The sequence below is a fragment of the Rahnella sp. PD4 genome (genome assembly GCF_049199325.1).
GTDB lineage: Bacteria > Pseudomonadota > Gammaproteobacteria > Enterobacterales > Enterobacteriaceae > Rahnella > Rahnella perminowiae.
On the sequence record NZ_JBLZQF010000003.1, the window covers coordinates 1 to 15005 of the forward strand.

A 15005-nucleotide genomic window follows, 5' to 3' on the forward strand; every position below is an offset into this window, starting at 1 on the left:
GGGCAAACCGGAAATCCAGCCGGTCCATGTAGTAACGCAGGAAGGTGTTTTCGGTCATGCTGATGACGCTGTCGTTCTGGTAAATCGCGTTATTGCTGCCCTGATTTAACCGGGTGACGCGGTGTTCGAGCGTGGCGACGTAGCGGGTTTCATCGGCGGAGGTGCCGCACTGGCGGAACTGGGTGATGACGCCGGGGATAATGCGTGGTTTAACCGGCTCCCACGGCTTACCGTCGGGGTACATCAGGAGCAGGGCGGAATAGTTGATGATGTGCTGAGCGGGAATGTCTTTCACCGAGCTGGTAAACGCAATCTCATAGCGCAGGATATCGCTGATGGCCTCGCTGCCGCTGAACCTGAGCACCGAAATATCAACGCCGGGCTGCCGGGATTCCAGCCGTTTAAGTCTTAACTGGTAATGGTTGTGGACCGGTAATTTACTGCCAGCAAGAATGTATTCCTGAATGCTCATCGTTTAAGTCCTTTTAACGCTCATGGGCGTGAATACCCCAAAACCGATATGTGCTGACTGGGCTAATTAATAATATATTGATGGTGTGAATATATTAATGTACTGACTTTCGCTGGAAAAATAGCAGTCCAACAGTATGTCGGCGAGTTCCGCTCCGGAAATGAAAGTTAGCATAAATCAGTAGATCACTAAAACAAACTATGTCACGGAAAAATACATCTCAGTTATTAAATAAAGAAAGTTGCCAGTTAATCAGGATGTTTTCCGAAAACTTACGGACGTTTTTGCGAAAGCGCCAGGTGATGAGATGCTGAATAATGATTAATGAGAAGGCATTAATGTCACTAAATCCAATTCCCCCGCTATCTTAATATCACTAAAGCCATTAACTGTTTCAAATAAAAAGTACAACGCAATATGAGATGTAAATGTGCTTTTCAATCCTGCCTTATAGAAAGGCAAGGATAACCAGAGTGTAAGGAGGAAAGATAATCGATTGCATAGATCAGTAACTAAGAACAAATCGTTAATACCGATCGACTTGATGTAGTTAATTATCGTAGCCTGTCATCATCCTGGCGACACCTAAATACGCAAATAAGGAAAAAATCCTCATGGCACTGGAACCCGCAATTGCTGAACTTGTTAACGACTTCATTACTGCAGGCCGTCCCTCTTCCCGCAGTCAGACGTTCGCTGAGCGCCGTGCCGGCTATATTGCCAGCACGGTGTTAGCGGGCGATCTTGAGCAACGTGTAAATGTTGATGATGTGGTCATCGACGGTATGTTGTTACGCGTCTACTCTCCGCTGGAAGCGCATGGCGCATTACCTGCCGTTATCTATTATCACGGCGGCTGTTTTGTCAGTGGCGGTTTTGCGACTCATGATAATCAGCTACGTCAGCTTGCCTTTTACAGCGGTTGCCGGGTGATTGCGGTGCAATATCGTTTAGCACCTGAACACACCTATCCCGCCGCACATGACGATGCAGAACAGGCGTCAAACCTCATCTGGCAGCATGCTGAAAGGCTTGGCATAGAGCGCGGCCGGATAACACTGATGGGGGACAGCGCAGGCGGACATCTTGCCCTTATCACGGCTCTGCGCCTGCGAAATACCGGACACTGGCTGCCGCACCTGCTGGTGCTGATTTACCCGATGCTGGATGCAACAGCGTCCTCTGAAAGCCATAGGCGCAATGGCGATGATTTTGTGCTGACCAGCGATACGTTGCTCAGTGGATTCGAAGCTTATTTCCCGCAAATTGATTTCATGCACCCTGAAGTCAGTCCGTTATGGCGTGATGATTTTTCAGGGCTGCCGCCGGTTCATATCATTACGGCGGAATACGATCCGTTATGCGATGAAGGCGAGGCGCTGTTCTCCCGCATGACAGAGCAGGGCGTGAACTGCACGGCCCAGCGCTATCTGGGAGTCATACACGGTTTCTTCCAGCTTGGCGGAATCAGCCAGAGTGCGCGCAATGTGATGCGGGATATTGCTGTACGTGTCAGTTCATCGGATACACCGTAAACTTTTTGTTTTTTGCGAGCTCGCTGCTGGCCTGTTCGCATAATTCAAAAAGAACAGGGATCAGGTGAGCGGAAGCTTTCAGATAATCGCTGACCTGTGCAATCCCCTCCGGGAGCAATATCTCGCTGTTCTCAAGTCCTTCGCTTAAGCACAACAGCCCCTGACATAACCCGCTGGCAGATTCTGACGCCAGCGCATTAAGATCATATAACTGTGCATCATCAAAGTGACTGAAATCCAGCCCGGCGATAAGCGAGCGAAAAACGGAGATAGAGTTAGTCGTAAACGCGGTGTGGTTATCAGAATCAGTCATACAAGTCATTCCATTGTCAGTGAGTCGAGGCCTCCGGTACTGGCGAGGTGATTGCCGCTGCCAGAGAACTGTATGCCTGTTGGTGCACCAAAGAAATAGACTGGTTATATTTACAGTGGTTTGTTGTCAAATCTGGAAGATGCCTCGCAAAATCCTCTCAGTGAATCAGGAATATTAACCACCAGTGTGATTTTTATGAGATAAAAATTGAAATTGGTTAATTAATAACAGCCTCTTCCGAATATTATCCTGATGGAACTGAAAATAACGCAAATTAAAGATAATGAAAATGGGTGGTTGTCACGGAATGTTATTATCACACTGGCGTAATTTGCTGATTAATGCTAATTTGCCGGTATAATTGTTATTAAATATTTCCAATCAAAAGTTTTGATAATTTACAGGTGATGTATTTTTAATCATATTGATAATTATTTAACCCATAATACAGATATTGTTTCTTTTATTTACATTTAAACATTTTATTGCTTAGTATCTGTGCTAAACATATTTTTATCTTATAGGGAACTTTCTGAATTTTCACTTTGACCCCCGTCATACCTATGTTAATTATTTATACGCGGCGCAAGACCGCACACACATCACATAAATAATAAAGACAGGGTAATAATGAGCAAATTAAAAACGTCAATGCTAATTGGCGGCGTCGTGCTGTCGGCATTATCTGCCAGCGCGCAAGCCGAGATTACTGTTTTAGATAAAAATCCTCAAAGTAATGCTTTGCTGGCACCGCTGAGTTTGCAGGTTGGCGGGAGTATTCGTCCTGAGTGGATTTTCAATAACGGCCCGGAGCCGGGTTATTATAAAAATGGTCACGATGGCGGTACCCGCTTCCGCTTCCGCGGCGATTATAAACTGACGCAGGATACCTCTGTCATTGCTTACTATGAGCTGGGCGTGGACATGGCGCACCTGCTGGGTATGGATGATCACTATGCCGAAGGCTCACGCCGTGACACTCAGCGTCAGTTATATGCGGGTTTTAAAGATGACCGTTACGGGACATTAACCTACGGCCACCAGTACGGCATTTATTATTCCGTCGTCGGGATTAAAAGTGATGTCTGGGATAACGATGGTCATGCAGGCGGCACGGGTATTGGGATTAACGGTAGCTACGATGGTGCGAATAAGCCAAAAAGCAGCCTGAAATATACCAACGACTTTGGTCCTGTGACGTTATATGCCAACTACTTATTGCCGGAAGATGAAATTCAGGCGGGCGAGAATCAGCATTATCGCCGTAATAATGGTGGCGGTTTAGGTTTCGATTACAAACTCACCAAAGATTTAGTCTGGAGTGCGGCTTACAGCCTGACTGATGCGACGGTCAAAGATAATCAATATAACGAAAAAGATTATCATCAGCAGCTGTCTGGTACGGCATTAACCTGGCAGCCTAATAACTGGTATATCGTCGGGACCGGCAGCTATTACAAAGATTTCGTGCCAAGCACCCGTGAAAATCCTGTCGATCATTACTTTGCAGGCAGCGGTTACGGCGTGGAAGGCTTTGTCGGTTATACCTTTAATATCGACAAACCGTTCCTGAAATCTATCCAGCCATACGTTGCAGCGGATTCTCTGCAACTGAAAGGCGGCGAAGAATATCACGCGAACCACGTTTATCTGGGCGCGGGTACCACTATCGGTTACGGCTTGTCTGTCTATGTGGAACGCACACTGGCGCACTCTACCGACAACGAACCGGATCAGACCTGGGTGACCGTTTTCTACGATTTCTAATCCGCACGCCTCGTGGATCATCAGGCCAGCGCATATGCGCTGGCTTTTTTACGTCTGCAGATCGGCTTAGTGCGGCAGTGCTTCCGCGATGTCTGTCACCACTATATCATCCTCGCTAAATGGCATTTCCAGCGTCTGATACAGCACTTCCAGCCGTTCACAAAGAATATAGCTCAGCAGATCTTTCGCCTGCGGATTATCCAGCGACACAATGGCATAAGATAACGCACGGCAATGATCGACGATCTCTTCCAGTTCCAGCGGGGTATTGTCGTAAAGGTTAGGCATTTTGAGTGCTCCAGAAAATAGTGAATTTACTACCACTGGAGACGCTAACCTCGTGGTGGTAGCTCAAACAGCGTTAGCGTTACCGGTTTTCTGGATCCGGTGCTTCGTGAGAAGCCACTGTCTGAGCCACCATAATTTGGGTGAGGACAGACCGTACCACATTCCCCATTTTTTCATAGGGTTGTCGGTACCAGAAAATGACAGAACGCTAATTCTGACTACGGATTTTGCCGCAGCGAAGAGAGTCTAATACGTGGGGATTTGTACAGTAAGAGGTATTTTTAAGCAGTTTTCGTTTTTGGGAGATGTCTTGGAAAAGGGATGACATTGAGATGAAAACCTCCTGCTCAATGCACTTATTGGTCTATAAAAGGGGGCGAAACATTCAAAAATTCAATGCATCAGTTGTATGCAATTAAGAACGGCTTATACTTCCAACTTATTGATTCAACTTACAGGTATCGATAGATGTTGGATGAAGAGATGTGCGTTGTACTTGCCGAAAATGATGTGTCTAATTGGGATGATAAGACTGGGGAAAGATATCACTTCCCTAAACAGTACCAGAAGTCACTCAATTCGGGCATGCGTTTTGTATATTATAAGGGCAGGTTAAAGCCAGAGAATAAGCAGTATTCCTCACAGCGTTTATCAAATGAACCACACTATTTTGGTGTTGGGCGCATAAGCGAAATTAAACCCGATGAAGCCGGCCATCTTTATGCTGTGCTGACAGATTTTCAGCCGTTTGAGCATGCCGTTCTGGCTAAAAAAGACGGCCATTATTACGAAGATATCCCTGACCAGCAGAAGTCTAATTATTGGCGTTTTAGTGTCCGTCCAATTACAAAAGAAGTTTTTGCTGATATAGCCGTAGCCGCTGCACTAACTGAACCTCACCATATTTTCGGTGATATAAAAAATGAAGTTGTGCATATTGAAAATGAAGCTGATGAAGAGTCTTTGGTTTCTTACCAAGAAGGGAAAAAGTCTTCTAAGTTTGTGACTATTTATGAGAGGGATCAAAGGCTAAAGAAACTCGCTAAAAGTTATCATGGCACTACTTGTTATGCCTGTGGCTTTAATTTCGAGGATTTCTATGGGGAATATGCGAAAGACTTTATCCATATTCATCATGTGGTGCCAGTATCAGAGTTTGGCCAATCGAAAGCCGTGGATTATAAAACCGAACTTGTTCCCGTCTGTGCCAACTGCCACGGGATCATTCATCGAAAAAAAGACCGTACACTCTCGATTGATGAACTAAAAGATATGATCGCTGCGAGTAAGAAAACGCCCTAATTAGGGCGTTTAACTCCTTGCAATCCACCCCCCTCAAAAAATCCTTCCCATCTCCAGTTGTCCCATCAATAACGCATTATCACTGTAATCCACCGGGACGGCGACGACGGCGGGGCCTTGTACGTCCATGGCGGCGCGCAGGGTGCTTTCCAGGGTTTCGGCGGAGGTGACGGCAAAACCTTTGGCGCCGAAGGCGTCGGCGTAGGCTTTGAAATCAATCGGGCCGAACTGGATACCGGAGGTGCGCTGGTATTTTTTCTGTTCCTGGATTGCCACCATGTTATAGGCCTCATCAACCCAGATGATGTGCAGCAGATTGACGCCGAGGCGGACGGCGGTTTCCAGTTCCATGCTTGACTGCATAAAGCCGCCGTCGCCGGAAACAGACACCACTTTGCGACCAGGATCGACCAGCGCGGCGCCTATCGCCCACGGCAGCGCGACGCCCATGGTTTGCTGGCCGTTGGAAATCAGCACCTGACGCGCGCGGAAGCTGTAAAGATAACGGGCGATCCAGATATGGAAACTCCCCATGTCGACGCACAGCGTGACGTCGCTGTTGACGATATCCTGCATCGCGCGTACCAGACGCAGCGGATGGATCGCAAACTGATGCAGGCTGCGGCCTTTTTGATCCAGCAGTGCACGTTGCTGGCGGCGATCTTCGAGAATGGCGACGGAAGAGGCGCTCAGGTTGATGCGTTGCTGAATCTGTTCTGTCAGCAGATCCAGCGTGTCGGCAATATCGCCCACCAGTTCGACGTCCGGCAGATAGTCGCTGTCGGTTTCGGCGGGTATCACGTCGATATGCACCAGTTCAGCGTTGCCGTTGCTCCATTGCGCCGGTTCATACTCGACCGGACTGTAACCGATGGTGATGACCAGATCCGCGTTGCGCAGCAGGCGGTCCCCGGCCTGATTGTTGAACAAACCGACGCGACCAGCGAAGCGGTGGAACGAAGCCTGATCGATAACGCCTGCCGCCTGATAGGTGCTGGTCACCGGCAGATCGCTTTTATGCAGCAGACGGCGGATCGCCTCAGCGTTGCGTGGCTGGCTGGCCATCAGGCCGAGCAGCAGCACCGGATTTTTGGCCTGTTTCAGTAATCGCGCGACCTGCAATATTGCGTCGTGCGGTGCGCTGCCGAGCACCGGCGGTTGCGAGGTCAGGAGTTTACCGCTGGCCGGTTCGTTGACGATATCCATTGGCAGACTGATAAATGCTGCGCCCGGACGCCCGAACTCGGCGGCGCGAAAACCGTTTGCCAGCACTTCGGCCAGGGCGGAAGACGAGGTGACTTCGGCGGAATACTTGGTGACCGGACGGAACATCGCGACGGTGTCCATGGTCTGGTGCACCTGCTTGACATGATCGGCGCGTTTCACCGCACCGCCAAGCGCCACCAGCGGATCGCCTTCGGAGGTTGCGGTGGCCACACCGGTGATCAGATTCGAGCAGCCGGGGCCGGAAGTGACCAGTGCAACGCCTGCTTTACCGGTCAGACGGCCCACGGCACCGGCCATAAAGGCGGCATTGGCCTCGTGGCGTACCGGAATCGTTTTGATAGGGGAATCGACCAGCGAATCGAATACCCGGTCGATTTTTGCGCCGGGAATACCGAATATGTGTTTTACGCCCTGTGCTTCAAGCTGTGCGACGACCAGATCTGCACCGCATTTCCATTCGCTTTGGCTGTCTGAATTTTTCATGGTTTTGTTCCTTCTTTCTGCGGGCTGTTAACTTTCAACGGACTGAATCGCATCATTTAAATCGTCAGGACATAAGTTGGCATGCAGGAAATCGCTGTCCTGCGGGAAGTCGATCAATAGCTTTTCGACCGTGCCGAAGGTCAGCACGCCGCACTCCACCTGATAATCCAGTACATGGCCGCCACTGCTGCGTGTCTGATTGATGAAATGTTCGTGATAGCCCGCGACGTTAATGCCTTGCATATACGCAGGTGTCAGAAAGCCAATCAGCACACCCTGGCTGTTTTCGATATGAAACGTTGGCTGCGCTTCGATGGCTTCCAGCATCGGTTTATAAGGGCGGTGTTGTTCCGGCACGGTGCGGGTCTCGACGCGGCTGAACTCGCCATCAATGCGCAATGCACAAAAGGTGTTCTGACTGGCAACGGCGTTGTCGATAACCGCGTGAATTTGTTCGCGGCTGTGCGGGCGATCAATGACGTATTCATTCGTAGGATTAAAGAATGTCATGACGGCGAAGGGTGTTTTTTGTTCCGGTTTTGCCCGTCGGGCGCTGCCGTCGCCACGTAACTGGAAGATATTGCTGTTGAATGCAATCAGTTCACCGTCGAGACGATTAAAGGTACCGAGGCCAAAATCGCCGTGTTTCAACAGCTCTGCCATTGTGGTATCGCCTTCATAAACGCCGCTCAGCAAGGCGCTCATCAGTGATGACTGATAGAGCACGCGGTCAGGATGCTGCTGTTTAAACGCCGTCGCCGTGCGGGCAATATCGGCGACGCAGGAACAGGACTCAGAATGGCTTTTCATGCAGGAACTCCGTTCGAATAGTTAACTTTGCTAACTAAAGGTTGACGCCATTCCGTTCTGAGTTCCAATATGAGGAGGTGTTTACTTTGAGACGTTTTTGATATGGAACTTCGTCATCTGCGCTATTTTGTCGCGGTAGCAGAGACGGGCCACTTCACCCGTGCTGCCGAACTCCTGGGAATATCCCAGCCTCCTCTGAGCCAGCAAATTCAGCGGCTCGAACATGAAATCGGAACCCCTTTACTCAAACGTCTTACCCGTGGCGTCGAACTGACCGAAGCCGGAAAAGTGCTGTACGACGATGCACAAACCATTATCAAGCTGACCGATGCTGCCTTTGAACGTACCCGTGCAGTGGCGCGTGGCTTGAATGGTACGCTGCGCATCGGCTTTGCCACTTCAACGGCTTTCAACCCGCAGGTATTTGAACTACTGCACCGTTTTCGCGACAAATATCCGGGCATGGTGCTGGAGCCTCAGGAAAAAGATATGGCCGGGCTGATGACGGCGATGGGCGAGGGCGCACTGGATGCAGCGTTTATTCGTCTGCCTTGTGAACGCAGCAAGGAGTTTAGTTTTAAGGTGCTGGATATCGAGGAAATGGTGGTGGCGCTACCGAAGAAGCATCCGCTCAGTCAGGGGAAAGAAGTCCGGCTGGCGGCGCTGCGCCACGATATGCTGATCACCTTTCCCCGCGATTTATCGCCTGGGCTTTATGATGCCGTGACTCAGGCGTGCAAAGAGGCGGGATTTTCGCCGCGCTACGGGCAACAATGTCCGCAAATTACCTCAGCGCTGAGTATGGTGGCGACAGGTTTTGGTTACGCGCTGGTGCCGGCGTCGCTGAGTAAAATTGATGAAACCAATGTGCGCTGTCTGCCCCTGGCAGGGCAGACATTAACGACGCAAATCGCGCTCGCCTGGCGCAGAACGGATAACTGCAAGGCGGCGCTGCATATGGTGGGGTTATTGTAATTTACACCACAATAATGACAGACACGCGGCGGTTCTGGGCACGTCCGGCCTGGGTTTTATTGCTGGCAACGGGCTGGCTCTGACCTAATCCGCGGGTATGGATATTGGTACGCGGCATTCCCGCATCGGCAAAGGCGGCGGCTACCGTGTTGGCGCGATGCAGTGACAGATCGTTATTGTAACCGGCGTCACCGTAGTTGTCGGTATGGCCGTCGAGATTGACTTTATTCAGGCCGACATGCAGCAGTTCACCGGCCAGTTTTTCTACCGACTGCTTACTTTCTGGCGAAAGCGTCGCCTGATTATTGCCAAACAGCACTTTGGCATCCAGCCCCAGTTCCCAGCCATCTGCCGTCTGTGAGAAACCATTTTTTTGCAGTACGGCGATTTGTTCTGGCGTTAATCCCGCCGGTTTGCTCTGACAGGCGACCAGCAGCAAAATGCACAGCCCCGTAGCGGCGAAATGACACCAGGTCTTGAAAGTATTGCAGATCTTCATATTCAGTAATTCCTTTTAGTCTTTCATCACGGCAGGAAGCGGCATACCAGAAGAGACATGCCAGCAATTGCCGGAAATTTTTTTCGAGCGGTACATGGCCTCATCGGCCTTATCCAGTAACTCTTTCGCGCTGGTGGCCTGAGAAGGCGACAGCGCAATACCGATACTGAGAGAAACATCCAGCGTCTTGTTATTGAGCAGGATGACGGGGGTTTTCATGATTTCAACAATCCGTTCGGCAAAAGCCACGGCCTCTGCGGTGGAAACCATCGGTTCAAGCAAAATGGCAAATTCATCGCCGCCCAGACGCGCCAGCACATCGCCTTTACGCAGTGTTTTCGCCATCCGTTCGCCTATCACCATCAGCACGCGGTCTCCGGCGGCATGACCGAGTGAGTCATTGATCTCTTTAAAGTTATCGACATCAATAAACAACAAGGCCAGTGAAAGCGCCGGGCGCATCGGGTTAAAGCATTGGTTGAGCGTATCAATGAAAAACGCGCGATTATGCAGACCGGTCAGTCCGTCATGCAATGCTTTTTGGGTCAGTGAGACGTTCTCGTTGCGCATATGGTTTTCCCAGGCTTCCAGCTCAGTCAGCAGGCTGTTGAAGTCCTGGCTCAGGGTGTGTAGCTCGACAATCGGCGCGGAAGGTACGCGCAAATTGAACGACCGGTTGGCCGTGACGTCATGAGTGACGCGCGTAATGTGACCGAGGGCATCGACAATGCCTTTTTGCATCCTGCGGGAAAAATACAGCGCGACCAGTGCCGTCAGTACCAGACAGCCGATCAGGCTAAGCACCGTTTCCAGCAGGAAGCCCGTCAGGCTGCCGCCGTTACCGGCGAGCCAGACGGTACCGATGAGCGAACCTGAATGATTCACTGGCATCGTGATGGGTTCCGGGAAAGCCAGGTGGCCGACGAACTGGCCGAGCTTGTCCCAGTTGCTGTTTACCGGTCTTTGCCATTCGGTGAACGTCGCACCGGCAGGCGTCAGAATTTTAGCCTGGGTGAAATCGCCTCTTTTGGCGATGAACTCCAGCGAATCATGCGCGGCAGCAGGGTCGTTAAACACCAGCGCAGCTTCGGTGGTGTAGCTGATGGCACGCGCGGTCAGTTGCAGATTATTTTCGGCATGCGAACGCAGGGCGATCAGGGCCAGCAAAATCAGTAAAAAACCGGCAAGGCCAATCGCGGTCAGAATCACAATCATATGGATTCTGTTCAGTGCGGCGCTTAGCGTCGGGCGCTGGCGCGGCTGTTCTTTGTCAGGAACAGGAATTTGATTTTCCATAGTTACTCCTTTTCCCTGGCAAGTTGTAATACGGCGGGATTAACCCGCACACCGCTGCGGGACAGCGTGTCCAGATTCAGTTTGAATCCGGTATGAAGGGGCGTGATCACCAGACAAAATGCGTTCAGTAATGCGCAGGCATCGTCCTGCTCACTGAGGGTCAAAATGGCGTGGCCTTCCAGACGCAGATGCAAATCGTTTTGCTGCTCTGCCGTTGTACTGCCGGAATAAATCGCATCGCATTGCGTCGTCAGCAGCGGACTCTCAAAAGGCAACGTCATCACTTTGAGCGGCCTGCCGGTAAAAGCGCTGCCATCGGGCGTGAGTAATGCGGCGTATTTGACTGGCGGAATGATGCACAGCGTTAAAGAAGAAGAGGCCGTTTTGTCGGGCCAGCGCGAATAACTGAGGATTCCGTTAACGGTCTGGGCGACGGCGGCATCAGGTGACGTCTCGCTGGTTTCGGCGATAACCGGTTTTAACGGCGCGATCAGAAGCACCGTCAGTAGCGCAAAGCCATACGCGGCCTTAAACAAATGGCCGGCAGGTATCCTCCCTGACAGGTAAAAAGGTGATCGGGCTTTTTCCATTGCGTCGCTCTGCGTTTCTTCCGGTTGAAAGTGTTTCACCGGAATAAGAATAACTTTATCGGCATAACTTCGGAAAGCGTCAATAAAAAATTTTCGCCCTGAAAACGCATGCCTTTTGTGTCGATTTTTTTACAGGAAACAGAAAAGTTGCGAATACTAAAGGAAAACTAATGGATTGTGTAATTTCTGCGAGATTTTTTTTGAGCAGAGGCAGGCGAGGGGCGCTGATAAATAACCCACATTGTCGGTATTTCAACCGTTATATAAATAATAGTCACGGTGATAACAAAATATGACAAAAAATAAATGTTATCGTAATCACTATTTGATGAATTTAAATTACAGGAAATGTTAATAGATTGGAATTTAAAGGAATAATAGTCGCCATTTTATCAATATTCGTGACCATGATCTCAAAGCCACACCGTTAGGCAGATTTTTATGCTGCTGATAGGTATCATGCCCGCATTAATGGTATGTTTTAACCGTCAGGATGGTTTTTTCGATGACGGGTGCAGTAAAAAAACATCAACCATTCCTGGGGAAAACGGAATTATTTTTATAATTAGGTACTGAGGAATCATGGATAATACAACAATCGGGACACTGTCTAAAAAATCAGTAAGTTCCTGGCGTAAAACTGACACCATGTGGATGTTAGGTTTATATGGAACGGCAATTGGTGCAGGCGTTCTTTTTCTTCCTATTAATGCGGGGATTGGCGGATTAATACCGTTAATTATTATGGCCATCCTCGCTTTCCCAATGACTTTCTTCGCTCACCGCGGCTTAACCCGTTTTGTTTTATCGGGTAAAAATGCCGGTGAAGATATTACGGAAGTGGTGGAAGAACATTTTGGTATTACAGCCGGTAAATTAATTACACTGTTATATTTCTTCGCCATTTATCCTATTTTACTGGTTTACAGCGTGGCGATCACGAATACGGTTGAGAGTTTTATTACTCATCAGATGCATATGAATGCGCCGCCGCGTGCGTTGCTGTCTCTGATCCTGATCCTCGGATTAATGACGCTGGTGCATTTTGGTCAGGATATCATTGTGAAGGCGATGAGCATTCTGGTGTTCCCGTTTGTGGCGGTGTTGATGGCGCTGGCGCTTTACCTTATTCCTAACTGGAATACGTCAGTGTTTGAAAACGTCTCGCTGTCCGGGAACGGCGTGGGTCACGGTATGCTGATGACGCTGTGGCTGGTGATCCCGGTCATGGTGTTCTCGTTCAACCACTCGCCAATTATCTCCTCTTTTGCTGTAGCAAAACGCAAAGAATATGGTGATGACGCGGAGAAGAAATGCTCGCGCATTCTGGCCTTTAGCCACATCATGATGGTACTCACGGTGATGTTCTTTGTCTTCAGCTGTGTCCTGAGCCTGTCTCCGGCCAACCTGATGGAAGCCAAAGCGCAAAACGTGTCTATTCTGTCTTATTTAGCTAATCACTTCTCTAATCCGGTGATTGAATATATCGCGCCGTTTATTGCCTTTATCGCCATTACCAAATCTTTCCTCGGCCATTATCTGGGGGCGCGTGAAGGTTTTAATGGCATGGTGATTAAATCTCTGCGCGGCAAAGGCAAAACAATTTCCCTGCCAACGCTGAACCGTTATACCGGTATCTTTATGTTATTAACCACCTGGTTAGTCGCAACCCTGAATCCAAGTATTCTGGGTATGATCGAAACGCTGGGTGGTCCGATTATTGCGATGCTGTTATTCCTGATGCCAATGTATGCCATCCGTAAAGTCCCTGCGATGAAAAAATACAGCGGCCATATCAGCAACGTCTTCATTGTTATTATGGGTTTGATTGCGATGTCAGCCATTGTATTCAGCCTGATGGGCTAATTATTAACGTTATCTGAAATAAAGTGAGCGGGAATATCCCGCTCCTTTCTCTCCCGTTTCCCTTTTTATTCTGCCCGTAAATAATTTCACATGGAGTGCCCACCGTGATCAGCGTCTTCGATATTTTCAAAATTGGTATTGGTCCATCCAGTTCGCATACTGTTGGTCCGATGAAAGCCGGGAAAATATTCACTGATGAGCTTATCTCTTCAGGTTATATAACCCAAACGACCCGCGTAGCGGTTGATGTTTACGGGTCATTATCATTGACCGGTAAAGGACACCATACTGATCTGGCTATCATTATGGGGCTGGCGGGTAATATGCCGGATGACGTAGACATCGATGCGATCCCGACGTTTATCCGTCAGGTAGAAAATACCGGGCGTCTGATGCTGGGCAAGGGCGCGAAAGAAGTGGATTTTCCGGCCGGTTCAGGCATGAATTTCCATTCCGGCAATCTGCCGTTGCATGAAAATGGTATGACAATCAGCGCATTCAGCGGTGATGAACTGCTGTATACGCAAACTTATTATTCTGTCGGCGGTGGCTTTATTGTCGAAGCCAGCAAGTTTGGTGTGCAGGATGAAAATCCGGTGCTGCGTCCGTATCCGTTCCGCTCGGCCAGCGATTTGCAGAAACATTGCACGGACACCGGTCTGTCATTGTCGGCACTGATGCTGCAAAACGAACTGGCGGAGCATACACGCACAGAAATCAGCGATCACTTTGCGGCCATCTGGAATGTGATGAGCGAAGGCATTACGCGCGGTATCCATACAGAAGGTTTGCTGCCGGGGCCGATGAAAATCAACCGCCGTGCTGCCGCGCTGCGCCGCATCCTGGTAACGCAGGATAAAAACAATGTCGATCCGATGGGCGTCGTGGACTGGATCAATATGTACGCGATGGCGGTTAACGAAGAAAATGCGGCGGGCGGCCGTGTGGTTACTGCTCCCACCAACGGCGCGTGCGGCATCATCCCTGCCGTGCTGACATATTATGATCAGTTTATCCGCCCGGTCAGTCCTGACTCTTACAGCCGTTTCTTCCTGGCTTCCGGCGCGGTCGGCATTCTGTTCAAAATGAATGCGTCGATTTCCGGTGCGGAGGTGGGCTGTCAGGGTGAGGTCGGCGTGGCCTGTTCGATGGCGGCGGCAGGCCTGACAGAACTGCTGGGCGGCAGCACCGCGCAGGTATTTATGGCGGCAGAAATCGCGATGGAACATCACCTCGGGCTGACCTGCGATCCGCTGGCCGGGCAGGTTCAGGTGCCATGCATCGAGCGCAACGCCATTTCGGCCGTGAAAGCGGTCAATGCATCACGTATGGCATTACGCCGCACCAGCGAACCGCGTGTGTGTCTCGATAAAGTCATCGAAACCATGTACGAAACCGGCAAGGACATGAACTCGAAATACCGTGAAACCTCGACAGGAGGTCTGGCGATTAAAGTTCTCGCCTGCAATTGATTTCTTTTCTCATCCTTTCCTAAAAGGCGGGAAACCGCCTTTCTCGTCTCCTTCCTGATTTTTGTCCTGTGCTATGTTTTCAGATACCTGCATTACGCAGAGGTATGTTT

14 protein-coding genes are annotated in these 15005 nt (G+C 49.8%); 6 read left to right on the top strand and 8 right to left on the bottom strand.

The features are described from left to right. Positions 1 to 472 (bottom strand): contractile injection system protein, VgrG/Pvc8 family (locus ACOZIO_RS08930; protein ID WP_421595197.1); only part of this gene is annotated, 472 nt, incomplete at its 3' end. A 614-nt stretch (positions 473 to 1086) separates the two neighbouring features. On the opposite strand from ACOZIO_RS08930, the gene ACOZIO_RS08935 reads away from it, so the two are divergent. Further along, complete coding sequence (locus ACOZIO_RS08935; RefSeq protein ID WP_129953310.1) at positions 1087 to 2007, top strand: alpha/beta hydrolase; 921 nt, start codon at positions 1087 to 1089, stop codon at positions 2005 to 2007. Here ACOZIO_RS08935 and ACOZIO_RS08940 read toward each other — a convergent pair. Then, positions 1985 to 2320 carry a hypothetical protein gene (locus ACOZIO_RS08940; RefSeq protein WP_129953309.1) on the bottom strand — a complete coding sequence of 112 codons (336 nt, stop codon included), beginning with the start codon at positions 2318 to 2320 and terminating at the stop codon, positions 1985 to 1987. The genes ACOZIO_RS08935 and ACOZIO_RS08940 overlap by 23 nt on opposite strands. 630 nt (positions 2321 to 2950) lie before the next feature. Here ACOZIO_RS08940 and ACOZIO_RS08945 point away from each other — a divergent pair. Then, the gene (locus tag ACOZIO_RS08945; RefSeq protein WP_129953308.1) at positions 2951 to 4087 is read left to right on the top strand and encodes a porin; all 1137 of its coding nucleotides are present in this window, start codon (positions 2951 to 2953) and stop codon (positions 4085 to 4087) included. Between the two features lie 66 nt (positions 4088 to 4153). On the opposite strand, the gene ACOZIO_RS08950 is transcribed toward ACOZIO_RS08945, so the two are convergent. Next, a complete protein-coding gene (locus ACOZIO_RS08950; RefSeq protein WP_129953307.1) occupies positions 4154 to 4375 on the bottom strand; it encodes a hypothetical protein in 222 nt (73 codons plus the stop codon). Positions 4376 to 4843: 468 nt separating this feature from the next. On the opposite strand from ACOZIO_RS08950, the gene ACOZIO_RS08955 reads away from it, so the two are divergent. Further along, on the top strand, positions 4844 to 5677 hold the full coding sequence (locus ACOZIO_RS08955) for an HNH endonuclease (protein WP_421595198.1): 834 nt from the start codon (positions 4844 to 4846) through the stop codon (positions 5675 to 5677). Between the two features lie 33 nt (positions 5678 to 5710). Here ACOZIO_RS08955 and alsS read toward each other — a convergent pair whose 3' ends face one another. Further along, complete coding sequence (gene alsS, locus ACOZIO_RS08960) at positions 5711 to 7387, bottom strand: acetolactate synthase AlsS (protein ID WP_129991280.1); 1677 nt, start codon at positions 7385 to 7387, stop codon at positions 5711 to 5713. Positions 7388 to 7414: 27 nt separating this feature from the next. Beyond that, the gene (gene budA / locus ACOZIO_RS08965) at positions 7415 to 8197 is read right to left on the bottom strand and encodes an acetolactate decarboxylase (RefSeq protein WP_217219230.1); all 783 of its coding nucleotides are present in this window, start codon (positions 8195 to 8197) and stop codon (positions 7415 to 7417) included. Positions 8198 to 8299: 102 nt separating this feature from the next. Between budA and ACOZIO_RS08970 the strand changes: the two genes are divergently transcribed. Beyond that, positions 8300 to 9172 (top strand): LysR family transcriptional regulator, encoded by an 873-nt coding sequence (locus tag ACOZIO_RS08970; protein ID WP_129953302.1) that lies wholly within the window; start codon positions 8300 to 8302, stop codon positions 9170 to 9172. A 1-nt stretch (position 9173) separates the two neighbouring features. Here ACOZIO_RS08970 and ACOZIO_RS08975 read toward each other — a convergent pair whose 3' ends face one another. From ACOZIO_RS08975 to ACOZIO_RS08985, 3 genes are read right to left on the bottom strand one after another with little or no spacing between them, the layout of a single operon-like run. Continuing rightward, positions 9174 to 9671 carry an OmpA family protein gene (locus ACOZIO_RS08975; protein ID WP_129953300.1) on the bottom strand — a complete coding sequence of 166 codons (498 nt, stop codon included), beginning with the start codon at positions 9669 to 9671 and terminating at the stop codon, positions 9174 to 9176. A gap of 15 nt (positions 9672 to 9686) precedes the next feature. Further along, positions 9687 to 10967 carry a diguanylate cyclase domain-containing protein gene (locus ACOZIO_RS08980; RefSeq protein WP_129953299.1) on the bottom strand — a complete coding sequence of 427 codons (1281 nt, stop codon included), beginning with the start codon at positions 10965 to 10967 and terminating at the stop codon, positions 9687 to 9689. Between the two features lie 2 nt (positions 10968 to 10969). Beyond that, entirely contained in the window at positions 10970 to 11557 is a 588-nt protein-coding gene (locus tag ACOZIO_RS08985) for a YfiR family protein (protein WP_235173376.1), read from the bottom strand. Positions 11558 to 12139: 582 nt separating this feature from the next. On the opposite strand from ACOZIO_RS08985, the gene ACOZIO_RS08990 reads away from it, so the two are divergent. Further along, positions 12140 to 13423 (top strand): HAAAP family serine/threonine permease, encoded by a 1284-nt coding sequence (locus ACOZIO_RS08990; protein WP_217139533.1) that lies wholly within the window; start codon positions 12140 to 12142, stop codon positions 13421 to 13423. 104 nt (positions 13424 to 13527) lie between these two features. Next, entirely contained in the window at positions 13528 to 14895 is a 1368-nt protein-coding gene (locus tag ACOZIO_RS08995) for an L-serine ammonia-lyase (protein ID WP_421595199.1), read from the top strand. Positions 14896 to 15005 lie beyond the last annotated feature (110 nt).